The organism is Sphingomonas sp., from assembly GCF_036388215.1.
In the GTDB taxonomy this organism is placed as follows: domain Bacteria; phylum Pseudomonadota; class Alphaproteobacteria; order Sphingomonadales; family Sphingomonadaceae; genus Sphingomonas.
This window is the reverse complement of record NZ_DASVSH010000031.1, coordinates 132881-157132: the sequence shown is the minus strand read 5'-3', so window position 1 is coordinate 157132 and position 24252 is coordinate 132881. Positions and strand designations below refer to the sequence as shown.

Annotated in this window: 23 protein-coding genes; 12 read left to right on the top strand and 11 right to left on the bottom strand. The window is 65.6% G+C overall.

What is annotated here, in order from left to right:
* Positions 1 to 14: 14 nt before the first annotated feature.
* The 7 genes from VF617_RS13250 (at position 15) to dacB (ending at position 8071) form a co-directional block, all read left to right on the top strand.
* On the top strand, positions 15 to 899 hold the full coding sequence (locus VF617_RS13250; RefSeq protein ID WP_331015362.1) for a LysR family transcriptional regulator: 885 nt from the start codon (positions 15 to 17) through the stop codon (positions 897 to 899).
* Between the two features lie 69 nt (positions 900 to 968).
* Positions 969 to 2003: an N-acetyltransferase DgcN gene (gene dgcN, locus VF617_RS13245; RefSeq protein WP_331015361.1), complete on the top strand. Its 1035-nt coding sequence runs from the start codon at positions 969 to 971 to the stop codon at positions 2001 to 2003.
* On the top strand, positions 1961 to 2950 hold the full coding sequence (gene dgcA, locus VF617_RS13240) for an N-acetyl-D-Glu racemase DgcA (protein WP_331015360.1): 990 nt from the start codon (positions 1961 to 1963) through the stop codon (positions 2948 to 2950). The genes dgcN and dgcA overlap by 43 nt, the downstream gene beginning before the upstream one ends.
* The gene (locus VF617_RS13235) at positions 2947 to 4497 is read left to right on the top strand and encodes an N-acyl-D-amino-acid deacylase family protein (protein ID WP_331015359.1); all 1551 of its coding nucleotides are present in this window, start codon (positions 2947 to 2949) and stop codon (positions 4495 to 4497) included. The genes dgcA and VF617_RS13235 overlap by 4 nt, the downstream gene beginning before the upstream one ends.
* 181 nt (positions 4498 to 4678) lie before the next feature.
* Positions 4679 to 5923, top strand: a complete 1245-nt coding sequence (locus VF617_RS13230) for a dicarboxylate/amino acid:cation symporter (protein WP_331015358.1) — start codon at positions 4679 to 4681, stop codon at positions 5921 to 5923.
* Between the two features lie 9 nt (positions 5924 to 5932).
* On the top strand, positions 5933 to 6565 hold the full coding sequence (locus tag VF617_RS13225) for a peptidylprolyl isomerase (protein WP_331015357.1): 633 nt from the start codon (positions 5933 to 5935) through the stop codon (positions 6563 to 6565).
* 75 nt (positions 6566 to 6640) lie between these two features.
* Positions 6641 to 8071, top strand: a complete 1431-nt coding sequence (dacB, locus tag VF617_RS13220) for a D-alanyl-D-alanine carboxypeptidase/D-alanyl-D-alanine endopeptidase (RefSeq protein WP_331015356.1) — start codon at positions 6641 to 6643, stop codon at positions 8069 to 8071.
* 337 nt (positions 8072 to 8408) lie between these two features.
* On the opposite strand, the gene VF617_RS13215 is transcribed toward dacB, so the two are convergent.
* From VF617_RS13215 to VF617_RS13205, 3 genes are all read right to left on the bottom strand, one after another.
* On the bottom strand, positions 8409 to 9599 hold the full coding sequence (locus tag VF617_RS13215) for a dipeptidase (protein WP_331015355.1): 1191 nt from the start codon (positions 9597 to 9599) through the stop codon (positions 8409 to 8411).
* Between the two features lie 124 nt (positions 9600 to 9723).
* Positions 9724 to 10731 (bottom strand): serine hydrolase domain-containing protein, encoded by a 1008-nt coding sequence (locus tag VF617_RS13210; RefSeq protein WP_331015354.1) that lies wholly within the window; start codon positions 10729 to 10731, stop codon positions 9724 to 9726.
* Positions 10728 to 12293 carry a permease gene (locus tag VF617_RS13205; protein WP_331015353.1) on the bottom strand — a complete coding sequence of 522 codons (1566 nt, stop codon included), beginning with the start codon at positions 12291 to 12293 and terminating at the stop codon, positions 10728 to 10730. The genes VF617_RS13210 and VF617_RS13205 overlap by 4 nt, the downstream gene beginning before the upstream one ends.
* 245 nt (positions 12294 to 12538) lie before the next feature.
* Here VF617_RS13205 and VF617_RS13200 point away from each other — a divergent pair, with 245 nt between their 5' ends.
* Positions 12539 to 15649 carry a TonB-dependent receptor domain-containing protein gene (locus VF617_RS13200; RefSeq protein WP_331015352.1) on the top strand — a complete coding sequence of 1037 codons (3111 nt, stop codon included), beginning with the start codon at positions 12539 to 12541 and terminating at the stop codon, positions 15647 to 15649.
* A 75-nt stretch (positions 15650 to 15724) separates the two neighbouring features.
* On the opposite strand, the gene VF617_RS13195 is transcribed toward VF617_RS13200, so the two are convergent.
* The 5 genes from VF617_RS13195 to VF617_RS13175 form a co-directional block, all read right to left on the bottom strand.
* Positions 15725 to 16210 (bottom strand): YaiI/YqxD family protein, encoded by a 486-nt coding sequence (locus VF617_RS13195; protein ID WP_331015351.1) that lies wholly within the window; start codon positions 16208 to 16210, stop codon positions 15725 to 15727.
* Positions 16207 to 18012: a DEAD/DEAH box helicase gene (locus VF617_RS13190; RefSeq protein WP_331015350.1), complete on the bottom strand. Its 1806-nt coding sequence runs from the start codon at positions 18010 to 18012 to the stop codon at positions 16207 to 16209. The genes VF617_RS13195 and VF617_RS13190 overlap by 4 nt, the downstream gene beginning before the upstream one ends.
* Before the next feature lie 276 nt (positions 18013 to 18288).
* Positions 18289 to 18600, bottom strand: coding sequence for a YdeI/OmpD-associated family protein (locus tag VF617_RS13185; protein WP_331015349.1), 312 nt, complete (start codon positions 18598 to 18600; stop codon positions 18289 to 18291).
* 96 nt (positions 18601 to 18696) lie between these two features.
* Complete coding sequence (locus VF617_RS13180; RefSeq protein WP_414714056.1) at positions 18697 to 19818, bottom strand: NAD(P)/FAD-dependent oxidoreductase; 1122 nt, start codon at positions 19816 to 19818, stop codon at positions 18697 to 18699.
* 159 nt (positions 19819 to 19977) lie between these two features.
* On the bottom strand, positions 19978 to 20157 hold the full coding sequence (locus tag VF617_RS13175; protein ID WP_331015348.1) for a hypothetical protein: 180 nt from the start codon (positions 20155 to 20157) through the stop codon (positions 19978 to 19980).
* 72 nt (positions 20158 to 20229) lie between these two features.
* Between VF617_RS13175 and VF617_RS13170 the strand changes: the two genes are divergently transcribed.
* The gene (locus tag VF617_RS13170) at positions 20230 to 20628 is read left to right on the top strand and encodes a hypothetical protein (RefSeq protein ID WP_331015347.1); all 399 of its coding nucleotides are present in this window, start codon (positions 20230 to 20232) and stop codon (positions 20626 to 20628) included.
* A gap of 101 nt (positions 20629 to 20729) precedes the next feature.
* On the opposite strand, the gene VF617_RS13165 is transcribed toward VF617_RS13170, so the two are convergent.
* The gene (locus VF617_RS13165; RefSeq protein WP_331015346.1) at positions 20730 to 20987 is read right to left on the bottom strand and encodes an SWIB/MDM2 domain-containing protein; all 258 of its coding nucleotides are present in this window, start codon (positions 20985 to 20987) and stop codon (positions 20730 to 20732) included.
* A 56-nt stretch (positions 20988 to 21043) separates the two neighbouring features.
* Complete coding sequence (locus tag VF617_RS13160; RefSeq protein WP_331015540.1) at positions 21044 to 21166, bottom strand: HVA1 family protein; 123 nt, start codon at positions 21164 to 21166, stop codon at positions 21044 to 21046.
* 86 nt (positions 21167 to 21252) lie between these two features.
* On the opposite strand from VF617_RS13160, the gene VF617_RS13155 reads away from it, so the two are divergent.
* Entirely contained in the window at positions 21253 to 21441 is a 189-nt protein-coding gene (locus VF617_RS13155; protein WP_331015547.1) for a hypothetical protein, read from the top strand.
* Between the two features lie 6 nt (positions 21442 to 21447).
* Here VF617_RS13155 and VF617_RS13150 read toward each other — a convergent pair whose 3' ends face one another.
* Positions 21448 to 21843: a BLUF domain-containing protein gene (locus VF617_RS13150; RefSeq protein ID WP_331015345.1), complete on the bottom strand. Its 396-nt coding sequence runs from the start codon at positions 21841 to 21843 to the stop codon at positions 21448 to 21450.
* Positions 21844 to 22074: 231 nt separating this feature from the next.
* On the opposite strand from VF617_RS13150, the gene leuA reads away from it, so the two are divergent.
* Both leuA and VF617_RS13140 read left to right on the top strand, forming a co-directional pair.
* Positions 22075 to 23745 carry a 2-isopropylmalate synthase gene (leuA, locus tag VF617_RS13145; RefSeq protein WP_331015344.1) on the top strand — a complete coding sequence of 557 codons (1671 nt, stop codon included), beginning with the start codon at positions 22075 to 22077 and terminating at the stop codon, positions 23743 to 23745.
* Entirely contained in the window at positions 23745 to 24242 is a 498-nt protein-coding gene (locus tag VF617_RS13140; RefSeq protein WP_331015343.1) for a hypothetical protein, read from the top strand. The genes leuA and VF617_RS13140 overlap by 1 nt, the downstream gene beginning before the upstream one ends.
* Positions 24243 to 24252 lie beyond the last annotated feature (10 nt).

Here is a 24252-nt window from a genome sequence, read left to right as displayed (position 1 = left end):
TAGGCTGCCCACCTATGAACTTAAGGCATATCGAGATCTTCCACGCGGTCTACGTCAACGGGTCGGTCAGCGGGGCGGCGCGTGCGCTGAACGTGTCGCAGCCCTCGGTCTCGAAAATGCTGCGGCATGCGGAATCGCTTCTGGGCTTCCAGCTCTTCCAGCGCACCGCGGGACGCCTGGTGCCAACCGAGGACGCGCATACGCTGTTCAGCGAAGTCTCCGAGATCCAGGACCGGGTATATGCCCTGCGTGAAGCGGGGCGGAACCTGCGGCGCGGGGCGGGGGGCATGCTGCGAATCTCCGCGCTGCCCAGCCTGGCGCTGAGTGCGCTGCCGACCGCCGTGTCCTGGTTCCTGAAGACTCATGACGGCGTGAAGTTCGACCTCCAGACGGTTCATCACGACGATCTGCTGCGCAAGCTTTACGAGCGCGAGACCGAAATCGCCATTGCCTATGAAGTGCCGCCCGCCGCGCCGCTTGGGCACAAACGAGTAGGGTCGGGCGAATTGGTGGTGTTGTACCGCGAGGAGGACTTGCCCGACGCACCCGAACGGATCGGGCTGGAAACGCTGCGCGGCCAGCGCTTCATCAGCGTGGCGCAGAGCGGGCCGATCGGGCAGCTCTTCACCAAGGAGCTGCAGCGGATCGACGTGGAGCTGGACGAGATCGTCTCGGCGCGCACTTTCTACATCGCTTCCGCGCTGGTGCAGCAGGGTGTGGGGATGACCGTGGTGGACAGTTTCACGGCGAAGGCGTCGCTCTCGCCTGGCCTTTCCTTCCGCCCGCTGGCCAACCCGGTGTCGTTCGACGTGCACGCGATGTTTCTGCTCAATCGTCCCCCCACCGCGCTCGCTACCGATTTCCTCAAGATGTTCGAGCGCGTGATCGCCGCGGCATAACAACAGGCTATGGGCGGGCGCGCACACAATATGCCCGCGCCCGGTGCGCGGGCGATACGGTCGCGCGATATGATCCCTGCACCTTACCTCCTCTATCTCGGCCACAGCACCGATTTCATCGGCATCAAGACCTCGCGCGGGCTGGCTACCTTCCGCCAGCACGATTGCGTCGGTGAGTTCCGCTACGATGACTGCCCGCTGACGCTGAATCTGCCGCGCCTGACCATGGCCGAGGGGGCCGCAGCCGGCGCCCGGACGCTCGTGCTCGGCATCGCCAATTCCGGCGGCAGCATGGGTGCCGACCTGATCGCGGACGCGATCGAAGGCCTGGAAGCGGGGATGAACGTCGCGTCCGGGCTGCACCAGCGGCTTCGCGATGTGCCGCGCCTGGTGGCGCTCGCCGAAAGCAAGGGGCTGCGGCTGTTCGACGTGCGCGATCCGCCGGCGGACCTGAAGGTCGGCAACGGTTATGCACGCGCCGGGCATCGGCTGCTTACCGTCGGCACGGATTGCTCGGTCGGCAAGATGTATGCGACGATCGCTCTTGCCGAGGGGCTCAGGGCGCGCGGCATCACCGCCGATTTTCGGGCGACCGGGCAGACCGGTATCCTTATCGCCGGCGCTGGCGTGCCGATTGATGCGGTAGTCGCGGACTTCATCTCGGGTGGGATCGAGCAGTTCGCCCCCGCCCGCGAGGACGATGGCTGGGATCTGATCGAGGGCCAGGGATCGCTGTTTCACCCCAGCTTCGCGGGCGTCTCGACGGGGCTGCTTCACGGTGCGCAGCCCGAAGCCATAGTGATGTGCCACGATCCCAGCCGCGAGCATATGCGCGGGATTCCCGGGCGCAAGCTGCCCGGCCTGAAGGAATGCCTGGAGGCCAATCTGCAGGTCGCCCGACTGACCAGCCCCGCCGTCCGGGCGGTGGGCATTTGCCTCAATACCTCCGGCCTCGCGTCCGAGCAGGCGCTTGACCTGTGCCGCATCACCGAGGCTGCCTTGGGCCTTCCTTGCACTGACCCGATCGCGTTCGGCGTCGACGCGATCATCGACGAGTTGCTATGTCTCGAAGCCTCCGCGCGCAGCACGACCGCTTCTTACTGACGCACCCTTTCCGCATTTCGCGTGGTGTGAAGACCCAGGCGGACGCGGTGACGGTGACGCTGGAGGCCGGCGGCCTGACCGGGCGGGGCGAAGGCGTGCCTTATCCGCGATATGGCGAAAGCGTCGAAAGCGCGCTGACGGCGATCGAACGCATCCGCGCCGACATCGAAGCCGGAGCGGATCGCGCGGCGCTGCAATCGCTGCTGCCCCCGGGCGCCGCCCGCAACGCAGTGGATTGCGCGCTTTGGGACCTGGAGGCGCGGCAGTCCAGCCGTTCCGTAGCGGAATTGATCGGCGCGCCGGAGCCCCTGCGGCTGGCGAGCGCGCTGACCGTGGTTATCGATACGCCCGACGCGATGGCCCATGCCGCGCGCGCGGTTTCCACGTCGCCGCTGCTCAAGGTGAAGGTCGATGCCCAGGATCCCGAGGCGCAGCTTCGCGCCGTGCGTGCCGCAGCGCCTGATTGCCGGCTGATCGTCGATCCCAACGAGAGCTGGGACGAGGCGCTGCTCAGGGAGATCGAGCCGCTGCTCGTCGAACTGCGGACCGATCTGCTCGAGCAGCCGGTTTCCGCCACCGAGGACGATTGGCTGGAAGGATTCACCCCCGCCGTGCCGATCTGTGCGGATGAAGCAGTGCATGTCGCGGCCGACCTCGACGTCATCGCCAGTCGCTATCAGGTGGTCAACGTGAAGCTCGACAAGGCGGGCGGGCTTACCGCCGGGCTGGAACTGGCCCACGCCACCCGTGCGCGGGGGCTGGGGCTGATGACCGGCTGCATGGTCAGCTCCTCACTCTCGATCGCGGCTGCGCTGCATGTCGCGCGCATGTCGGACTTCGTGGACCTTGACGGCCCCATCTGGCTCGCGGAGGATCGCGCGGGCGGCGTGCGGGACGAAGGCGGGATGCTCCTGCCGCCCGCGCGCGGCTTTTGGGGAAGGCCATGAAGGTTGCGCTGCTTCTGGGAACCGCCGCATTGTCGCTGGGCGCCGCAAATGCCCCGTTGCCAAGCGTCGATCTGCTGATCCGGGGAGGGACGGTCTACACGGGGACGATGGCGCCCTTCGTCGGCGACGTTGCGATACGGGGCGACCGGATCGTCTCGGTCGGCCGCCGCGTCAACGTTCGCGCCACGCGCGTGATCGAGGCAAAAGGCATGATCGTCGCGCCCGGCTTCATCGATCCGCACACGCATATGGGCTCCGATCTTGCGTCCAAGGACCGGGGCGAAAGGCTGGTGCCCGCATTTCTGATGCAAGGCGTGACGACCGCGTTCATCGGCAATGACGGCGGTGGGAGTCCGGACATGGCCAGGGTGCTGGGCAGCGGCCAATCGGTGGGCATCAACTATGCGGCATATGTAGGCTTCGGCGCGATCCGCGAGAAAGTGATCGGCGAGGCTGACCGCGCGCCCACCGTGACGGAAATGGCCCAGATGAAGGGTCTGGTCGCGAACGCCATGTGTCATGGCGCGCTGGGGCTCTCGACGGGGCTCTTCTATGCGCCGCAAAGCTTCGCGAAAACGGAGGAAGTGATCGAGCTGGCGCGCGAGGCGGGGAAACGTGGTGGCACCTATGACAGCCATATTCGCGACGAAAGCTCATACACGGTCGGGCTGGCCGCTGCGATCGACGAGGCGATCCGGATAGGGCGCGAGGGCCAGCTTCCGGCGCATATCAGCCATATCAAGGCGCTGGGCGTCGATGTGCACGGTCAGGCGGGCGCGATCATCGCGAAGGTAGAGGCGGCGCGGCGCACGGGCCAGAAAGTGACGGCCGACCAATATCCCTGGTCTGCATCGGGCACGAGCCTGGTGGCCGCGCTGATCCCGTTATGGGCGCAGGATGGCGGGCGCGAGAAGCTGCTTCAGCGGCTGGGCCCCTATGCCCGGGCCGAAGATCTGCGCGCCGGAATTATCGAGAATCTGCGCAAGCGCGGTGGTGCGGAGAAGCTGTTGATCGTCGAGGGGCTGTACGCCAACCGCACGCTCGCCGCCGTGGCGAAGGATCGGGGCGTGGACGCCGTCACCGCCGCGATGGAAGTGATCAAGGTTGCCGATCCGGGGGTCGTTTCGTTCAACCAGAGCGAGGCGGATATCAAGGCGTTCATGGCGCGGCCCTGGGTGATGACCGGCTCGGATGCGTCGGGCGGCCACCCGCGCGTCTATGGCAGCTTTGCGCGGAAATACGCGAAGTATGTGAAAGCGGAGCATGTGCTTAGCTTGCGCCAATTCATCTATCGCAGCTCGACGCTTACTGCCGACACCTTCGGGCTGAAGGGACGCGGGCGACTGACGGAAGGCGCCTTCGCCGATGTAGTGGTGTTCGATCCCAAGACATATGCCGCCCAGGCGACGTATGAGCAGGCCAAGCTGCCGGCCTCCGGCGTGCGGACCGTCGTTGTCAACGGCGTGGTCGCAGTGAGCAACGGCGAGATGACCGGCAAGGCGGCGGGCCGCGCGCTGCCGCACAAGCCGACGGGGAGTTGCCGCTGATGCTGAGTGTGCTGCATGTGCTTCCCCTCCCTTTTAAGGGAGTGGCCAGGGGTGGGTTAGCGGCGGGCGAGGCTCGATGCCTCGACCGGTGCTTACGCCGCGGGGGTATAGAGTCTTTGGAGCGCGCAGACGCGCGCACCCACCCCCGACCCCTCCCTGCAAGGAGGGAGGGGAGAGCGTCATGCTGAGAGCGTGGTTCGCGATCGCGCTGTGGAAACGCGTGCTGGCCGCGCTGGCGCTGGGATTGATCTTCGCCTTGGTCTGGCCCTCCGCCACGCCTTCGGTGATGTTCATGGGCGACCTGTTCGTGCGGGCAATACGGATGCTCGTGGCGCCGATCGTGCTGGTGACGATCGCGTCCGGGATTACCGCGCTGGCCGATCCCAAGCGGCTGGGGAGCCTGGGCGGCCGGACGATCGGGCTGTTCGCCTTTACGACCGCGATCGCGGTCTCGATCGGGATGCTGGTGGCGACTCTGGTCCAGCCGGGGGTGGGCGCGCCGCTGGGCACCGCCGCGCCGCATGCGCTGGGCGAGGCGGTGACACCGTACCAGCAGCTGATCGGCATCATCCCACTCAATATCGTCGATGCGCTTGCCAAGGGCGACATGCTTGCTTTGATCTTTGTCGCGATCCTGGTTGGCGTCGGCACGGTGGTGGCGGGGGAGGCGGGCAAGCCGTTCGCGGCGGGGCTGCAGTCGCTGTCCGCGGTGCTGCTCAAGGTGGTTGGCATCGTCATGGAGGCGACGCCGTTCGGCGTGTTCGCGCTGATCGCCAACGCGGTGGCGGCGAACGGCGCGGCGGTGTTCGTCAATGTCGGCTGGCTGGCCCTGGCCGTGGTGCTGGGCTCTTTGATCCAGATCGTGCTGGTCCACAGCCTGATCCTGCGATTGTTCGCCAAGTTGCCTATCCTGCCTTTCTTCCGCGGCATCGTGGACGCGCTGGCGGTCGCGTTTTCCACTGCATCCAGCTCGGCGACGCTGCCGGTGGCGATGCGTGTGGCCGAGAAGAATCTCGGGATCGGCCGGCCGGTATTTTCAACGGTGCTGCCGCTGGGGGCGAGCATCGGCAAGGACGGCACGGCGATGTATGTCGGGCTGCTCAGCATGTTCGCGCTGCAGGCGTTCGGCGTCCCGCTGTCTCCCCAGGTTTACGGGATCGTGCTGCTGACCGGCGCGCTGGCGGCGTTCGGGACCGCGCCCGTCCCCTCCGCCTCGCTGTTCATGCTTGCCGCTGTGCTGTCCGCGGTCGGCGTCGCGCCCGAGCAGACTGCGCTGGTCGTAGGCTTCGTGCTCCCGTTCGACCGGCTGCTCGACATGACGCGCACGGTGCCGAGCGCCAGCGCCAATCTGACTGTCGCTACCACCGTCGCTCGGTGGGAAGGCGAATTGGACGAAGCCATATATTGTTCAGCCGACGACGACTAAACGCGACCCATGCGTTTCCTTGTCCTGATTCTCGCGCTGTTCACGCTGGCAAATAGCGCGCCACAAAGCTCCGGTATCATCCGTGTTCGGCTGGAAACCTCAGCCGGCAACATCGTGCTCGCGCTCGATGCCAAGCGGGCGCCCAAGACGGCCGCCAATTTCCTGGCCTATGTCGATGACGGGCGGCTCGACGGAACCGAATTCTACCGCGCGACCCGGCGCAAGGCCGATCCGCGCTTCGGCTTTATCCAGGGCGGGATAGGCACCGATGCGCGGCGGATGCTGCCGCCCCTAGTGCTGGAGCCGACCAGCCAGACGGGGATCAAGCACCTCGACGGGACCGTATCGATGGCGCATGGCCCCAACGAGAATGCGGCCAACGCCAATTTCTCGATCATGGTGGGCCCCAATCCGGGGCTCGATGCGCGGCCGGGCAATCGTGGCTTCGCGGCATTCGGGCGCGTGATCGCCGGGATGGACGTGGTTCGCCGGATCCTCGCGCTGCCCACCGGGGGCGGGCGCGACGCGATGAAGGGCCAGATGATCCTGAAGCCCGTCAAGCTGATCCGCGCGGTGCGGCTGGACGGCGTTGCCAAGCCGAGCGCCCGAGTGAAGCCCTGGCTGATCGGTCCGCAACGCTAATGGATAGGCGGCGGTTGTGGCCGCGTGGCGCATCGCGCGCTTGCCGCCGGGTTCGTTACGGCTAGGCTCGTTTGGATGAGACATGCATTCCTCCTCGTGCTGGCGCTGGCCGCCGCAACGCCGGCCGCCGCGCAGGACCTTCGCGCGCAGGTTCGCGCCAAGCTGGCCGAGGCCGCGCCGGGCACGCGCTTCGGACTGATGGTCGCGAGCGAGGACGGGACGGAGATCGTCGCGATCGATCCCTACGGGCGCTATATCCCGGCCTCCAACACCAAGATGTTCTCAACAGCGGTCGCCTTCGCGACGATGCCCGACGTCAACGCGCCGGACGAGGCGGGCGGCAACGCAGTGCGTATCGACGGCCGCGACGTGGTGCTGATCGGCAATGGCGATGCCCGGATGTCGTCCGCTGGCGACTGCAAGGTCGATTGCCTGGCCGCGCTGGCGGATGCCGTGGCCGCGAAGACCAAGCGGGTGAGGGATGTGATCGGCGATGACACGCGCATGCCCGACGAGCGCTGGAGCCCGGGCATGAGCTGGAACAACATCCCGACCCGCTCGGGCACCGGCGTGTCTGCGCTTACGGCCGACGACAATGAGGTCGAGTTGGTCGTGGCCCCCGGAGAACCGGGCAAGGCGGGCAAGGTCACGCTGGGCTCGACTTACTACACGGTCGACAATCTGACGTTGACGGTCGAGGGCGCGGAAACCAGGATCGGCTATGACCGGCTGCCGTTCGAGCGCGTCGTCCGAGTCACCGGGACGATCGGCAAGGAGGCCAAGCCGGACATTTCCCGCATGGGGATCGACGATCCTGCGCACTTTGCGGCCTGGCGGTTCAAGACACTGCTCGAGGAGCGCGGCGTCAAGGTGAAGGGGCAGGTGCGCACCTTTCACCGAACGCTGATGCCCGGCGACGATCCCGCACGGCGCGAGGGCCCGTTCGCGGGTTCGAGCGACGTGCCGGTCCTCGCCAGGCTCACGCCGGCGCCGCTGGCCGAGGATTTGAAGGTGATCAACAAGATCAGCCAGAACCTCCACGCGGAACTGACACTCCGCCGCGTATCACTGCTAAAGGGCAGCGGATCGATCGCCGACGGCATGACCGAAGTGGAGGCGATGCTCGCCAAGGCGGGCGTGGCGCGCACCGCATGGGACTTGTCCGACGGATCGGGCATGTCGAGCTACAATCGCGTGAGCCCGCGCGGCGTGGTGCAGATGCTGCGCTGGATCTCAGGCCAGTCCTGGGGTGCACAGTGGCGCGAGACGCTGCCGATCGGCGGGGTGGACGGCACGCTGCGCAACCGCTTCAAGGGCACGCCGCTGGAGGGCAAGGTCTTCGCCAAGACCGGCACGCTTAACGCGACCAATGCGCTGGCGGGGTATATGATTGCCGCGAGCGGGAAGACGCTGGTCTTTGCATTCTATGCCAATGACATGCCCGCGAGCGGATCGGCGACCAAATTCATGGATGCCGCGCTGATCGTGATCGCGGCGGCGAATTGACGCGCGAAAGGTCACACTAGGGTCACACTATCGCGCTTGTTTTGCCCGGCGCGAATGTTCTGAATGTTCGCACTGGCCATGGGCTTCGGAAACGACAATTCAAAGAGCGGACGGCAGTGTCGACCGGCTCAGCCAAGCAGGCGAAATCCTACATTGCAAGGGGCAAACCTGCCCCAGAGGGATAGCGCGGCTTGGCACTTTAGCGCCTAGCGGAGATTGGGTGAGGGGTTCGCTTATTGAGGGGGCGACACCCCTCACCCAGCTACGACCAGGGTCTGCTGAAGGAGCAGACCCAAGTCTGCGCAACCCTTTCCGGATGGGAGAGGGAGAACGCGGGTTACTTCCCGCCGTTCTTCGCTGCCCAATCCTCGGCGGCCTTCAGCACGCGCAGGACGTTGCCGCTCCAGATCTTCTCGATATCCGAATCCCTGAAGCCTTCCTTGCGCAGCCGGGCGGTGATCCTGGGCAGCGCGGTAACATCCTCCATCCCGCGCACCCCGCCGCCGCCGTCCCAATCCGCGCCGATGCCGACATGGTCCACGCCCATCACCGCGATGGCGTGGAGGAGGCTCTTCATGAAGAGCTCGAAGTCCGCGCCGGCATAGGGATCGGTGGCGTCAGCCACCGCCTTGTCGGCGATCAGCTTGCGTTGCTCGGCTTCGGACAGCGCCCACCAGTCGTTCTGGCGGTCCTGCACGGCGTCGCGCGCCTTGTTGCTGTCACCGGCGACCAGATAGACGCTGTTGATCTGCATGACACCGCCGGCCCTGGCCAGCTTGCGCATGCGATCGTCGTCCACATTGCGCGGGTGGTCGAAGATCGCCTTGGGACCCGAGTGCGAGAGGATGATCGGAGTTTTGGAGAGCGCCAGCGCCTGATCGAAAGTGTCGTCGGACGCATGGCTGAGATCCACGACCATGCCGAGGCGGTTCATCTCGGCCAGCCATTGCCTGCCGAGGGGCGAGAAGCCGCCAAAAGCCTTGACCTTATCGGTGGAGCTGTCGGCGAACTGGTTGTTCCGGAAATGCACGGGGCCGACCATGCGAACGCCAAGGCCGTGAAAATAAGCGAGCAGGCTGATATCCTCGCCGAGCGGATAGCTGTTCTCGATGCTCTGATAGACGATGCGTTTGCCCGTTTTCGCGATGCGTGCGGCGTCGGCAACGGTGGTCGCCATCGCGAGCTTGTCGGGATGCGCCGCGACGACGCGCTGGATCCAATTCGCGCGGGTCAAAGCGCCGTTGCGGGCTTTGGCATATCCCTGCGGAGTCAGCTCCCCCTGGCTGGTATAGATCACGAAGAAGCCGCCATCGAGCCCGCCCTGCTCCATGCGCGGGATATCGACCTGGCTCTTGTCGAAATCGCGATCGTGCCAGCGATCGAACTCCCAGCCCGGGTGCTCGAACAGCTCGGGGGTATCGAGGTGGCTGTCGAGCGTGAGCATGTGATCGTGCGCCAGGCGATCCGCGGGGGTGGGGTCGTCTGCAAGCGGAGCGAGGGCGAGGGTGAGTGCGAGCAACGAGATCATAGGGACTCCATGTTTTTTCCGCTCATCCTGAGCTTGTCGAAGGACATTCGAGAGCGATGCGACTGTGGCTGACGACCCTTCGACAGGCTCAGGGTGAGCGGAGTTAGAGTTTGGATTCCGCCGATCATGAGAGCGAACCCCAGGCCGCGATCACAGCATCACCAGTTGCGGGGCGTAGCGCCGATATGCCGCTGTCGAAATGGCGGGTGGGGTGGACGCGGTTGGTTAGCAGCGTCCAGGCGATCCCGCGCCCTAAATCGACCCAGAGGCCGGTGCCGGTGAAGCCGGTATGGCCGATCGTGTCGTCCGAACAGGCCTGACCGCCCGACCAGCCGGGGAATTTGCGCTCCCAGCCGCAGGTGCGGTGCTCGTGCTGGATTGCGCGGATTGCTGAAAGCATAAAGGGGGAGGCTCCGCTTCCGTCCAGCAGCCCCTGTGCGAAATCTAGGACACCGGCGACCGTGCCGAACAGCCCGGCATGACCGGCCTGGCCGCCCAGGGCCGCGCAATTCTCGTCATGCACTTCGCCCTTGAGCACACGGCCGCGCCAGTGGCAGAATTCGGTGGCGACGGCGGGGCCGGGGGGCGGGCCGAAGCCGAGACCTGCGCCCAGCGGCCATGCGGCGAGCGGCGCGCCGGTGATGCGCTCGATCGCGATGCCGAGCAGGATGAAGTTGATGTCGGAGTAGACCGGCGGACCGTGCTTCCATTCGCGCTGGAGGACGAAGGCGCGCAGGCGCCGGGGATCGTCGCCATAGGTGTAGATCGGCTCCACCGCGGGGAGGAAAGTACGGTGGGCCAGGCAGTCGCGGAAGGTGAGCTTGCGCTCGGCGGCGTTGGCTACATCATATTGGCGGAGGTCCGGGATCGCATCGGTGATCGGGCGGTCGAGGTCCACTCTGCCTTGCTCGGCTAGCTGGAGGATCGCGGTGGTGGTGAAGATGACCTTGGATACCGAGGCGAGGTCGAACCAGTGATCGGCGGTGAGCGGCTCGGGATGGGGGACACGCTGGGCGAGGCCGGCATGCGTGGTCCAGCGCTCGCCGGAGGCGGTGACGACTCCAAGCACCGCGCCGGGAATGCCGCCTTGGGCGATTGCGGTAGCGGCGGGGGCGAAGGCCTGATCGATCACGCGACTACAGGCTCGCGGTCATCCGGGCGCGGCTTTGCGTTTGTCAGGAGCGGGAGGAACAGCAGCGCTCCCAGGCTGATCGCACCCGAGAAATAGAAGAACATGTCGAAGCCGTTATAGCCGGCCTGGTCCAGCTTGCTGACGATGGACCCTCCAGCCCCCGCCAGGAGGCGCGAGAGCAGGAAGGCGAAGCCGGAGAGGAACGCATATTGCGCGCCGGGAAAGCGCGGATTGCAGAGCATCGACAGGTAGACCACGAACACCGCACCGGCCATGCCATTGCCGAACTGATCGGCGGCGGTGGCGACATAGAGCGTGTTCTGGTTCACCGGCATGTGCGCCAGCCAGACGAAGCCGAAATTGCCGATCGCCGCAAAGATCGCGCCCACGGTGAGCGTGACGCCCCAGCGCCACTTGGTGACCATGAAGCCGCCTATCCCTACGCCGATGATGCTCGCCATAAGCGCGACCGCGCCGTCCGCCCAGCCGATCTGGCTCTTGGTGTAGCCAAGGTCGAGGATCATCGGCTTGGAGAGGTTGAGCGCCAGCACGTCGCCCATCCGGTAGATCGAGACGAAGGCGAGCAACACGATGGCGAGGAAGCCATAGCGCCAGAAGAAATCGGCATAGGGGCCGATCGCAGTGGACGCCCGGATCGGATCGTCGGGCTTCGCATCGCGAATCCAGGGGAGCGCGAAGGCCAGGACGACGAAGGGCGCCATTGCGATCCCGAGCACCCAGGGCAGCACATTGGTGTCGGCAGTGATGCCGATGCGGGCCGCGGCAGTGAGCAGGAGCCAGCCGAGCGCAGCCGTGCCGGCGAGGACTGCCAGCAGCATGAGCGCGCTCGCGCCCAGACCGGCGGCGAGCGCAGACCAGCGATTGCCGGTGCAGCCGGGCTGCCTGGGAAGCAGCGCAAGGATGGGAAGCGGAATGAAAGCGCCGGCGGCGATCAGCAGATACGATGAAATCCAGCCCGGCGTGATGCCGAGACCGAACAATGCGGGGCCGATGCTGCCGGCGGGATCGGCGAAGAGCAGCGCGCCGCTTCCTGCCGCCACCATCGCTGTGCGGTATCCCCACAGGTTCGAGGCGGCGACGGGGCCTTGCTCTTGCGGCGTGGGTGCAAGTTCAATGCGCCAAGCGTCGGCGGCGACTTCGAGCGTGGTGGTCCAGAAGGCGAGCAGCACCGCGAACAATGCGGTAAGCCAGAGATTGGCGTCTGACGAGGTCAGCGCCATCGCCAGCATCGAAGTGAATATGCCGAGCTGCGACAGCATGATCCAGCCGCGGCGCTTGCCCCAGAAGCGCGCGAAGCCGGGCACGTCATATTTGTCGAGGAATGGCGCCCAGAGGAACTTGAAGGTGGGCAGCAATTGCACCCAGGCGAAGAAGCCGATGACCGCGAGCACCACGCCGTGCTCGGCAAGCCGCACGCTGAGCACCGTGGAAAACATGTAGAAGGGAAGGCCGGCGGAGAAGCCCAGCAGGACATAGAGCGCCATGCGCCCGGCGCCGGGCGGGATTGCGGGCGGGGGCACCGCGTCGTGGGGATCAGCCAAGCGGAATGGTCCTGTCGCGGTGCATCGAAAAGTCTCTCCTGACCCGACGATGAGTCCGGAAAGGGCGAGGCAAAGTCAATAAGCGCGCGACTGTTGCCGCCGGGCAACGCTTGCGCGGAAGAGTGAGCGCCGCAATGCCCGGGGGTTATGGATTTCCGAAAAGATACTATGGTGCGGTGCCACATCTTTGTTACTTAATGTGCCGGTCTGCGCTGCCGGAATCTGCGCGCTCAGGGGGAAAACCAATGGCTGCTTCGTCGCTCAAACTGATTCTCGCTTCGGGAACGGCTTTCGCCGCGCTCGCAGGCGCGCTGCCTGCGGTCGCGCAGGTCTCCACCGAAGGCACCACGCAGCCGGCGACGACGCCGACCACCGCGGAGACGCCGACGAGCGATGCCGATCAGGGCGCCGATGGCGGCGCCCAGATTCTCGTCACCGGATCGCGCATCAAGCAGGACCCGAACAACTCGGCGCTGCCCCTGCAGATCATCACAAACCAGGAGCTGACGCGGGAGGGGATCAGCAGCCCCGAACAGCTCATCAGCTTCCTGTCGAGCAACGGAACCGGCAACGACAATCTCTCTTCGAACTCGGACGTGGTCGGCGCTGATTCGCGTGGCAAGAACGGCCTGTCGGCCGCGAACCTGCGCGGACAGGGCTCGTCGGCGACGCTCGTCCTGCTCAACGGCCGCCGCGTTTCGTCACACGGCCAAGGCGGCTCGGCAGTCGATGTCAACCAGATCCCGTTCGCCGCGATCGACCGCATCGAGGTGCTCAAGGACGGTGCTTCGGCAATCTATGGCACGGACGCGATCGGCGGCGTGATCAACTTCATCACCAAGACCAACTTTCAGGGGCTTACGCTTAACGGCTTTACCGACATTACAGAGCAGGGCGACAGCCCGATCTACCGCCTGTCCGCGACCGCCGGCTACGGCGACCTGGCCGAGGACGGCTTCAACGTGATGGGCGCAGTCAGCAAGAGCTGGAACGGCATACTGTTCGGCCGCGACCGCGACTTCGTGAATGGCAATCAGCCCAATCGTGGCCTGTCGATCGACACCCGCGGTACGCCGATCGCGACGGCGCAGCAATTGAACCCGACGGGTGCGGGCATCGGCATCGCGCAGACCGGCACGTTGCTGGGCGGGACGACCGGCGCGACGAATCTGGCCGTCCTGCCGGGCACCACGACCCCCAATCCGGCGTTTTTCATACCGGGTACGACGCAGGCTGCCAACGGCGGCGTCAACCCGCTGCGGCTGCCGGGCGGCGCCGGCTGTGCGTCGGTCGATGGCGGCATGAACTATGACTCGGTTTTGTGGGCGGTGCCGGGGGCGGCGCTGGCCTGTTCGTGGGACACGGCGCGTGCCGCGACGCTTCAGCAGCCGCTGGAGACGCTGACCTATTATGCGCGCGGTACGGTCCGGCTTGGTGGCGCTCACGAAGTTTTTGTCGAAGTCACCGGTTCGGACGCGACGGCGCGCAAGGCATTTTCCAACAATCAATATACCGGCAACGGCACGTCATTGCCTATCGCTTATCCGCTCAATGCGCTGACCGCGCCGACTTACAACCAAGTGTACGATCGCATCGCCGCCGTGCTTCCCGCGGTTGGCGCGGTCGGTGATCGTACGGTCGATGCGGTCGGCAATTACGGCAAACCGATCGCATACCGCTACCGCTGCCTCGACTGCGGCGAGCGTTCGCTGGTGACCGACACCAGGACGTTTCGTGTGGCGCTCGGAGTCGATGGCCCGCTGTTCGATGGCTGGGATTACCAAGCGGGCGCGTCCTATGCGCGCAGCAAGTCCGACAGTACGCTAGGCTCAGGCTATCACTACACCGGTGTCTATACGAACTCCACGCAGACCGCGAACGCGACGGTGGCGGGCCAACCCGTACCGGTGATCGGCCAGGCCGATCCGCGCGCGCCGACCGGGGCCGGCGCGACGGCGCCCGGCATCGTCGGCCTGTTCAACAGCGGCATCCTCAATCCCTTTTCCCTGGCCCAGACGCCCGCGGCCCTCGCGGCTCTTCAATCCGTGTCGGCGGACGGCGTCACGCTTTACGGTGGCCAGTACGAGGTCAAGCAATTCGACGCCTCGATTTCGGGCAGCCTGTTCGGCTTGCCGGCCGGTGACGTTAAAATGGCAGTCGGGGTCGATTACCGGCGCGAAAGCTACAAGTTCGATGCGGGCTCGCCCGGCGCGCTCGTGTCGCCATCGATCTTCAACGCGCCGTTCGACAATGCGTTCGCGCTGCCGGAGGTCAACCGCGACGTGAAGGCGGCCTATGCCGAGGTACTGATCCCGATTCTGAGTTCGCTCGAAGTGACCGTCGCCGGGCGCGTAGACGATTATTCCGGGTTCGGTTCGACCGTCAATCCGAAGGTAACCGCCAAGTTCCGGCCGGCCGACTGGCTGATGTTCCGCGCCTCGTACAACACTGGTTTCCGTGTTCCGACATTCAACCAGATTTTCAACGGCCAAGTGCGGCTGGTCAACCCGGGCAATACCCTGGTCGATCCCACAACCTGCCCGCAAGGGACGACGGCGGGTCCGCAGCCCGGCTGCGCGGCGATCACTCCTGATTCCATCAGCGGCGGCAATCTGACGCTAGGGCCGGAGACTTCGAAGCAATATAGCGTAGGCGTCGTATTCCAGCCGGCACGCCGCTTCAGCCTGTCGGTCGATTATTGGAACATCGGGGTCGATAACACCATCAGCGCGATTACCATTCCGCAGCTATTTGCGAACATCTCATCGTTCGGGGACCGCATCCAAAGGACCAACGGCATCATCACGCTGGTCGATCTGCGGACTGGCAACTTCGGCTCGCGGCGGACGAAAGGACTTGAGTTCGTCGCGCGCGGCGGGTTCGAGGCCCTGGGAGGGGTGATCGGCTTTGGGCTGGACGGCACCTATCTGCTCGACAAGCGTGAAAAGCTGTTGCCGAACCTGCCGTACACGAACCTCGTCGGCAAGTTTACGCTGCTGGGCGATCTCGGCCTCGAGTGGAAGCATAATGCCTTTGTCACCTACACTAATGGCGATTTCGGGCTGAGCTTCTCGCAAATCTACCGCAGCGGCTACGCCAACCAGACGCTGCCGGCCAGCGCCGCACGACCGGACTTCAATCCGCGCGTTAAGCCCTACATGATCTACAATGCGACGATTTCGCAGCGGATCGACAACCGGTTGTCGCTGACGGCAGGCGTCAGGAACATCTTCGACACCGATCCCCCCTTCGCGATCACCTATGACAGCAACTCGGGTTCGGGCGGCTCCTGGGAACCCCGCGTTGCCGATCCGCGCGGACGTTCGTTCACGGTGTCCGCGGAAGTGAAGTTCTAGGATCTGGGTTCCGAACGCCCTTGGCGTTCGGTACGTGGAAGGGCCCGTCGCGCACCCGCGCGGCGGGTCTTTTTTTTAGAACTGAACAGGGGGCCGCCGCTTGAGCGCCACCAGCGCGGTATCCAGCGCTTGAAGGAACCGGGAGCGATCGGTCGCCGCGAAAGGAGCGGGGCCGCCGAGCTGATCGCCGCCAGCGCGCAGATCGGCCATGATCGCGCGGGTGGCGATGGCCGATCCGATCGAGCTGCTGGTGAAGGGCTTGCCGGTGGGGGAGAGCACCGCGGCGCCGGCCTTGAGCGTGCGATCGGCCAGCAGGATATCGGCGGTTATCACTACCGACCGGCTATCGGCTTGCTCTACGATCCAATCGTCCGCGGCGTCGAAGCCGTCGCTCACCACCTGGCGGCTGACCAGTGGATGCTGGGGCACGCGCAGCCAGGAGTTGCTGACGATCACCACGGGCAGTTCGTGCCGCCACGCGACCTTGTAGATCTCGTCCTTCACCGGGCAGGCGTCGGCATCGACCAGGATGCGGATACCGGCGCTAACCCCAGCGCTCATCGTTGCGGCTTGGGGCCCCTGGGTCCCTTGGGCGGGCCCTTTTGATATGGCTTGGCCTGATGGCGCGGCATGGGACGGCCCATATGGGGCCCGCGCGGCGGGCCGGCGCGATTGGGACGCGGTCCGTCACTAGGCGGCGCCGTGCTGCGATGGAGCGTCGGGCGAGCGGCGGGGCGGGCGGCATCGACCGGGCCCTGCTCGGCGGCTTCGAAGCGCACGCCCGATTCATCCTCCCCATCGGCATCGGCGGTACGCGCGACGGCGGCGGCGAACTTGGCGGCCACCGCTCGCGGAATCTGGAACATGGTTTCGTTCTGGGCGATGCGGATCGCGCCGATCTCGTTCTTGGTGAGATGCCCGCGGCGGCAGATCAGCGGCAGGATCCAACGCGCATCGGCATTCTGGCGGCGGCCGATATCCATGCGGAACCAGACCACGTCCTCGAAGCCGGGACGATGCTTCTCCTGCTGCGCGGCGCGGCGCGTCTCCGGGGTCTGCTGCATCAGCTCCTCGGGCTGCGGCATCGCCGCGCGGTGGGCGCGGACCAGCAGGGCCGCGATATCCTCGGGCGGCTTCTCGGCCATCAGGCGCTCGGCCAGCGCGCGATCCTCATCGTCGATCTCCACCGGCTCGAGCATCGTGGCGATCAGCCGCTCGCGATCATTGATCCGGATCGATTCGGCGCTGGGGGGATCGATCCACTGGGCCTCGATCCGCGCGCCCTTGAGCATGGATTCGACGCGGCGCCGGCGCGGGAAGGGAACGATGAGCACGGCGGTGCCCTTCTTGCCCGCGCGCCCCGTGCGGCCGGAGCGATGCTGGAGCGCTTCGGCGTCGCGTGGCAGTTCGACATGGACGACGAGCGTGACGCTGGGCAAATCGATGCCGCGCGCGGCAACGTCGGTCGCGACGCAGACGCGGGCGCGGCGGTCGCGCAGCGCTTGCAGCGCCTGGTTGCGCTCGCTCTGGCTGTGCTCACCTGACAGCGCCACGGCGGAGAAGCCGCGCTCGACCAACGTGGCGTGCAAGTGGCGGACATTGTCGCGCGTGGCGCAGAACAGGATCGCCGTCTCGGCCTCGTGGAAGCGCAGCAGGTTGATCACCGCATGCTCGATTTCCGAGGGGCTGACGGTGACGCACTGATACTGGATGTCGCCGTGCCCGCGATCCTCGCCCACGGTCGAGATGCGCAGCGCGTCGCGCTGGTAGCGCCTGGCGAGCGCGACGATCGGCTTGGGCATCGTCGCCGAGAAAAGCAGCGTGCGGCGCTCGCTGGGCGAAGCATCGAGAATGTGCTCGAGATCATCGCGAAAGCCCATGTCGAGCATCTCATCGGCCTCATCCAGCACCGCGACGCGGAGCGCCGAAAGGTCGAGCGCGCCACGCTCCAGATGGTCGCGCAGCCGCCCCGGCGTCCCGACGACGATGTGTGCGCCGAAATTGAGCTGGCGGCGCTCCTTGCTGGCGTCCATCCCCCCGACGCAGGTGGCGATGCGCGCGCCGGCCTGGCCATAAAGCCACATTAGCTCGCGGCTGACCTGGAGCGCCAGTTCGCGGGTCGGCGCGATGATCAGCGCCAACGGCTCGCGGCTCGCGACGACGCGGCTGTCCTCCCCGAGGAGCTGGCCGGCCATTGCAAGGCCGAAGGCGACGGTCTTGCCCGATCCGGTCTGCGCCGAGACGATGAGGTCGCGGCCCAGCGCCTCCGGCTCGATGACATGGGCCTGGACAGGCGTGGGCGAGGCATAGCCACGCGCGGCGAGCGCTTCGGCGAGAAGCGGGGGGAGGTGCGAAAATGGCATGAGCGGTGCAAATGGGCGCGAGGGGGGAAAAGGGCAAGCTTAATGTAGGGAACGTGGCGGCTTGGCCTCGCACTTTTCCCGCGAATCGTGATCGAAAGTTGCGTGGGACAGGAAATTATCGGTCGGGTGACGAACGGGGGGATGGATGGTTCAAAGAGCAAGCGGGCGATGCTGAAGGCTCAGCCAAGCAGGGGGAGTCCTACAGTGCAGGGCGGATCCCCTTCTTGGCGAGAAGGAAGCGGAACCCCGGGTCGAACTCGGGGTGACGGGGAGGAACTACTGCCGCTTCGCCTTCTGATCGATCAGCACGGCCTGTTGCCATGGGCTTGGCGCCTTGTCGGTGCGGTGGATGCAGCCCGCCCAGCAGCAGGGGCGCTTCTTTCCCTCCAGCAGTTCTTCACGGGTTCGCTCGATGCGACGGTGGCGCGTCTTTGGCTGCTTCGCGTCATCGACCCAGCAGATGAACTCATTCCTGCCGAGCGGCGTCAGGCTTTCCCACAGCGCAAGGATTTCGGGGTCCGACCGTATTGCCGCCTGAAGGTCGTCACCGGCTTCGTGGACCGTGCCATGGGAAAATGCGTTTGCCACGATACCTCCGAGCATGCCCGCCGTGGTGAACGGCGCCTTCCCAGCTTGGCGGCCGGATGAAGGAATGTCCACGATCGGGTCGTAAGCTGTAGCGTTCTAAACCGCCTGCCCCGCCGCCCAACCGCTGGCCCAGGCCCACTGGAAATTATAGCCGCCGAGCCAGCCGGTGACGTCCACCGCTTCGCCGATCGCGTAGAGGCCGGGGACCTTGCGGGCTTCCATCGTCTGGGAGCTTAACTCGGCGGTGGATATGCCGCCGATGGTGACTTCGGCCTTGGCATAGCCTTCGGTGCCGTTGGGGGTGAAGCTCCAGGCGGCTAGGCGGGCCTGGGCGGCGGCTAGGGCGCGATCAGAGTGGTTCTGGAGTTCGCCGGGCAGCGCCAGTTGCTCCGCGAGCGCGGCGGCGAGGCGATCGGGCAGGGCATCGCCCAGCAGCTTGCGAAGAGTGACGCGAGGGCGGTTGCGCTTGGCTTGGGTGAGCCAGCCGGCCCCCGCATCGGGGAGGAAATCGATGTGGATCGCTTCGCCATGCTGCCAATAGCTGGAGATTTGGAGGATCGCGGGGCCGGAGAGGCCGCGGTGGGTGAAGAGCGCGGCTTCGCGGAACGCTGCCTTACCGGCGCGGGCGATCACGTCCGTGGCGACGCCTGACAGTTCGCTGAACAATGCCTGCTCGCCGCTGAGGGTCAGCGGCACCAAGGCGGGGCGGGGCTCGATGATCTTTAGGCCGAGGCTGCGGGCGAGATCATAGGCAAAGCCGGTCGCGCCCATCCTGGGGATGGAGGGGCCGCCGGTGGCGATGACGAGGGCGGGGGCTTCGGCGGTGCGAGCGCCGCAGGCGATGCTGTAGCGGGCATCGGAGTGTTCGACGGTCGCGGGGCGGCCTAGCCAGATATCCACGTCGCCGGCCGCGCATTCCTTCAGCAGCATATCCACGATCTGCCGCGCGGAGCCGTCGCAGAAAAGCTGGCCGAGGGTCTTTTCGTGCCAGGCGATGTGGTGGCGCTCCACCAGGTCGAGGAAGTCCTGGGCGGTGTAGCGGCCGAGCGCCGATTTGGCGAAATGCGGGTTAGCGGAAATGTAGCGATCGGGCGCGGTGTGAATGTTGGTGAAGTTGCAGCGCCCGCCGCCCGAGATAAGGATTTTCTTGCCCACCTGGTCCGCATGATCGATCAGCAGCACCCGGCGGCCGCGCTGGCCGGCGGTGAGGGCGCACATCAGGCCGGCGGCGCCTGCGCCGAGGATGATGGCGTCGTAGGGGGTGGGCTGGGACAGGGACTAAACTCCGCTCACCCTGAGCTTGTCGAAGGGTTTTGCTCGCTTCGAGCGATGGAGAAAGAAGAGTGCTTCGACAAGCTCAGCATGAGCGGTTTTAGTTCAATGCAGCTTGGCGATGCCCAGCCCATCCAGCTTGGCGCGTTCCTTTACCGATTCCTCGCTGCGAGTGAGCGCCTTGGCGATGCCGCGCAAGGGCATGCCCTTTTTGGCGAGCGTATGGAGCTTCTGGATCTCGTCCTGCCGCCAGGGTTGGCGGTGGCGTTCAAAGCGTTCGGCCATGGGTCCTCCGTTCAGGACCCGGCAATGCCAGTGGTGCGTTAAGGTGACCACCCCGGATTTTGAAAGCATGCCATGTCTGCCGTCGCCGCCGCCCTTGCCCTGATCGCGCTCGCCGACCCGTTTTGCAGCGATGTCCAGCGATTGACCCAGGCCGCACGCGAGCCCTTTGCGTTCCAGTCGCTGCGAGAGGAAGACTTCAAGCCGATGCTGCTCGCGCACGGGTGCTTCCCCGGCGGCGAGGGCTTTTTCTGCCAGCAAAGCCGGCTGCCCGCCGAAATCACGCAGAAAAGCGTGAGCACGCGGATCGCTGCTTGCTTGCGGGGTGCGAAAATTGCTGTGGAAAAACAGCCGGGATCGCGGCCCCAGACAGTGGTTTCAGCCGATGCGACTCGTTTCGAGATCGAGGAATCGGGTGCGGATGGCGGGCGCGACGGGCGAATCCTGCGCATTCAGGTCGTCGCCGACCGCTGAGTCGCGCCGGGCGGCGGCGCCAAACGAGCGGGGCGGGTCCCTTTCGAGACCCGCCCCGCGGTTTCGGCAAAGCCCAAGCCGGCATCACGCCGGCCGGGACATCACTTCATATGCTTGGAGAGGTGCTTGTTCATTTCGAACATGGTGCACTTGTCCACGCCGAAGATCGGCTTGAGCGTGTCGTCAGCCAGAATTTCCCGCTTGTTTGCAGGGTTTTGGAGGTTGTTCTTCTTGATGTAGGCCCACATCTTGCTCACCACTTCGCTGCGCGGCAGCGCGGCCGAACCGGTGATCTTCGCCAGCTCGGGCGAGGGGGTGACGGGCTTGGCGATGCCGCCGCGTGCTTTGGTCTCGGCCATATTATCATCTCCTGTTCGTGCCCGTTTCCGGGCTATAGCTTGGTAAGCGCAGACGGCTATTGCGGCGCTCTCCCGCCGCTGTCGCTCCGCAAGACATATTGCGGATTGGCTTCCGATGCACGTACCTGACGCCCTTTGATCTTGGTATCGCGCGTCTGTCCAGCGAGACTTTTCCGCAGAGCCCAAGGAGAGGCGCTTTTCGCACGGTAGGAGCGACGCTGGAGCCGTGCTATCGCATGGCCAGGCGGATTGGGGGAGGCGAACGATGCGAGTGCTGGTGCTGGGCGGATTGCTGATGCTGGCCGCGTGCGGCGGTGGCGGAACCACGGGCACCAATTATGCCGAGGCGCCTCCCGTTGCGGAGATCGTCGCGACGCCGAGCCCCAGGCCGAGCGAGACCCCCGAGACCGAGGCGGCTCCTGCCGCGGAAAACGAGACCGCCAACGCCCACTAAGCGGGTTCAGGCGGCGCGGCGCACCTTCGCGAAGCCTTCGAAGGTTGCGCGGATGTCGCTCGATGCATTGGCGGCGAGCTCCGCGATACGTTCGATAAAGGCGTCGGCGTCGCCGCCGGGCGCATGATGCGCCATCTCCCATTCGCCGAACTCGCGCGCGTCGATAGCCCGGCGGGATAGAATGACGATGGCGCGATGGCGCGGATCGGCCTGGATGCGGGCGTAGGCAGCTTCGACCCTCTCGTCGGGGCCTTCGAGCACCTGGAGGAACCGGGTGCCGTCTGAATAGAGCATGCCGGTGATGCCGTCCCGGCGATTGTTGCCGCGGGAGACGGCCAGGATGCTGGCGGGGTCAGGCGCTTCGCGGCGATTTGCGCTGCTCACATATACGAGCTGTAACATATTCGAATCCCTAGCCGCTTCGCTCGCTAAAGCCGCTACAGGGCTGGGCTTAAGATTTCCTGCGCGCCGAAGCGGTGGACAAGCGGCGATGCGCGGGGCATGACTGTGCGCATCATGACGGCCACCGCGCTTCTCGGACTGCGACTTATCCGCCCTTAGGGCTGTGTCGCTGCGCGCGCGTCCCTAAGGGCCTTTGACCTTTACCGACCGCTTTATCCGAGAGTTGAGCCCATGCTGCGCGACCCCAGCGTCAAATACCGACCGTTTCCGCAAATCGACTTGCCCGACCGCCGATGGCCGGGCCAAACCATCACCTATGCGCCGCGTTGGCTATCGACTGACATGCGCGACGGCAACCAGGCGCTGATCGATCCGATGGATGGGGAGAAGAAGACGCGCTTCTTCGAATTGCTCTGCCGGGTGGGGATCAAGGAGATCGAAGTCGGCTTTCCGAGCGCGGGGGCGACCGAATTCGATTTCATCTCCGGATTGGTGCGCGAGGGGAAGGTGCCCAGCGACGTGATCGTCCAGGTGCTCACTCAATCGCGGCAGGACCTGATAGAGACGAGCTTCGCCAGCCTGCGCGGCGCGGAGCGGGCGATCGTGCACCTCTACAATGCGGTCTCGCCTGCATGGCGGCGCATCGTTTTCGGGATGAGCCGCGACGAGATACGCGAAGTCGCGGTCGCGGGGGCCAAGGTGATGCGCGACGAGGCCGCCAAGCAGCCCGATACCGAATGGCATTTCGAATATAGCCCCGAGACCTTCTCGACCGCCGAACTGGATTTCTCGGTCGAGGTTTGCGAAGCGGTGATGGAAGTGCTGCGGCCGACGCCCGAGCGGCCGATCATCCTCAATCTGCCGGCGACGGTCGAATGCGCTACGCCGAATGTCTATGCCGACCAGATCGAATGGTTCGGGCGCAACATCCGCAATCGTGAGAGCGTGGTGATCAGCCTGCATACGCACAACGACCGCGGCACGGGCGTGGCGGCGACCGAACTGGGGCTGCTGGCTGGGGCGGACCGCGTCGAAGGCTGCCTGTTCGGGAATGGCGAGCGGACGGGAAACGTCGATCTCGTTACAGTCGCTTTGAACATGTACACCCAAGGCATTGATCCGGGCCTGGATTTCTCCGACATCGATTCAGTGATCAACACTGTCGAATATTGCAACCAGCTGCCCGTTCATCCGCGGCATCCTTATGCCGGAGAACTGGTGTTCACGGCCTTTTCGGGCAGCCATCAGGACGCCATCAAGAAGGGCTTCGCTTCACAGCAAGCGCGCAACGACCAGATCTGGGATGTGCCCTATCTGCCGATCGATCCCAAGGATCTGGGGCGCGATTACGAGGCGGTGATCCGCGTGAATTCGCAATCGGGCAAGGGCGGCGTCGCCTGGGTGCTCGAGCAGGACCGCGGACTGAAGTTGCCCAAGCGGATGCAGGCCGACTTTTCGCGCTACGTCCAGGCGCTGGCCGACGAGACCAGCCGCGAGCTCAACGCCGCCGACATCGGCGCATTGTTCGAGCGGGTGTATTTGCCGGGGGAGGACGCGCGGATCGCCCTGGTCGATTACGAGGAGACCGGTGCGGTAGGCAGCCGGGTGTTCGTGGGGCGGATCGCAGTGGACGGGCAGGTCCGTTCGATCTCCGGGCGCGGCAACGGCTTGATCTCGGGCGTGATCGATGCGCTGGCCGGCACCACCGGCCCCACGCTCGACGTTGTCGATTATAGCGAGCATGCGATCGGCCACGGCTCGGACGCGCAGGCCGCGGCCTATGTCGAATGCCGCACCGATGACGGGCGCACCCTGTTCGGCGCCGGGATCGACGCCGATATCGCCACGGCTTCGGTGCGTGCTGTGCTGAGCGCGGCGAACCGGGCGGGGAAGGGGGAATAATGGGCTTAGTGACGATCCAATGCGCATGCGGGAGCGTGGCACTCGCCGTGATGGGCGCCCCGATCCTGGGCGCTGCCTGTTATTGCGGCGATTGCCAGAAAGGTGGCGAGCAGATCGAGGCGCTCGATGATGCGCGCGCCTTCCGCGACGCGCATGGGGGAACCCCCTATCTCCTGTTTCGAAAGGACCGTGTCCAGACGGTGAGGGGCAGCGAATCGCTGCGCGATCACAGGCTGGACGAGGCGTCGCCGACCCGGCGGGTGGTCGCCAGCTGCTGCAACACGGCAATGTACCTCGATTTCACCAAAGGGCATTGGTTCTCGATCTATCGCGCCCGTTTTGGCGAGGATGCGCCGCCCCTGCAGATGCGGATATTCACCAAGGAGAAGAGGGGAGAGGAGCCGCTTCCGGGCGACGTTCCCATATATCCGACATTCCCCTTAAAGTTCATCGCGACGCTGATGGCCGCCCGGCTGGCCATGCTGCTCCGCCGTTAAGCGCCGGAGG

What these genes read in the sequence shown, in the direction of transcription:
- leuA (WP_331015344.1), top strand. Translation starts at nt 22,075, where the DNA reads ATGCTGCGCGACCCCAGCGTCAAATACCGACCGTTTCCGCAAATCGAC.
- VF617_RS13190 (WP_331015350.1), bottom strand. Translation starts at nt 18,012, where the DNA reads ATGCCATTTTCGCACCTCCCCCCGCTTCTCGCCGAAGCGCTCGCCGCG.
- VF617_RS13200 (WP_331015352.1), top strand. Translation starts at nt 12,539, where the DNA reads ATGGCTGCTTCGTCGCTCAAACTGATTCTCGCTTCGGGAACGGCTTTC.
- VF617_RS13195 (WP_331015351.1), bottom strand. Translation starts at nt 16,210, where the DNA reads ATGAGCGCTGGGGTTAGCGCCGGTATCCGCATCCTGGTCGATGCCGAC.
- VF617_RS13250 (WP_331015362.1), top strand. Translation starts at nt 15, where the DNA reads ATGAACTTAAGGCATATCGAGATCTTCCACGCGGTCTACGTCAACGGG.
- VF617_RS13175 (WP_331015348.1), bottom strand. Translation starts at nt 20,157, where the DNA reads ATGGCCGAACGCTTTGAACGCCACCGCCAACCCTGGCGGCAGGACGAG.
- VF617_RS13165 (WP_331015346.1), bottom strand. Translation starts at nt 20,987, where the DNA reads ATGGCCGAGACCAAAGCACGCGGCGGCATCGCCAAGCCCGTCACCCCC.
- VF617_RS13235 (WP_331015359.1), top strand. Translation starts at nt 2,947, where the DNA reads ATGAAGGTTGCGCTGCTTCTGGGAACCGCCGCATTGTCGCTGGGCGCC.
- VF617_RS13140 (WP_331015343.1), top strand. Translation starts at nt 23,745, where the DNA reads ATGGGCTTAGTGACGATCCAATGCGCATGCGGGAGCGTGGCACTCGCC.
- VF617_RS13225 (WP_331015357.1), top strand. Translation starts at nt 5,933, where the DNA reads ATGCGTTTCCTTGTCCTGATTCTCGCGCTGTTCACGCTGGCAAATAGC.
- VF617_RS13150 (WP_331015345.1), bottom strand. Translation starts at nt 21,843, where the DNA reads ATGTTACAGCTCGTATATGTGAGCAGCGCAAATCGCCGCGAAGCGCCT.
- dgcA (WP_331015360.1), top strand. Translation starts at nt 1,961, where the DNA reads ATGTCTCGAAGCCTCCGCGCGCAGCACGACCGCTTCTTACTGACGCAC.
- VF617_RS13230 (WP_331015358.1), top strand. Translation starts at nt 4,679, where the DNA reads ATGCTGAGAGCGTGGTTCGCGATCGCGCTGTGGAAACGCGTGCTGGCC.
- VF617_RS13170 (WP_331015347.1), top strand. Translation starts at nt 20,230, where the DNA reads ATGTCTGCCGTCGCCGCCGCCCTTGCCCTGATCGCGCTCGCCGACCCG.
- dgcN (WP_331015361.1), top strand. Translation starts at nt 969, where the DNA reads ATGATCCCTGCACCTTACCTCCTCTATCTCGGCCACAGCACCGATTTC.
- VF617_RS13155 (WP_331015547.1), top strand. Translation starts at nt 21,253, where the DNA reads ATGCGAGTGCTGGTGCTGGGCGGATTGCTGATGCTGGCCGCGTGCGGC.
- VF617_RS13215 (WP_331015355.1), bottom strand. Translation starts at nt 9,599, where the DNA reads ATGATCTCGTTGCTCGCACTCACCCTCGCCCTCGCTCCGCTTGCAGAC.
- VF617_RS13180 (WP_414714056.1), bottom strand. Translation starts at nt 19,818, where the DNA reads ATGTGCGCCCTCACCGCCGGCCAGCGCGGCCGCCGGGTGCTGCTGATC.
- dacB (WP_331015356.1), top strand. Translation starts at nt 6,641, where the DNA reads ATGAGACATGCATTCCTCCTCGTGCTGGCGCTGGCCGCCGCAACGCCG.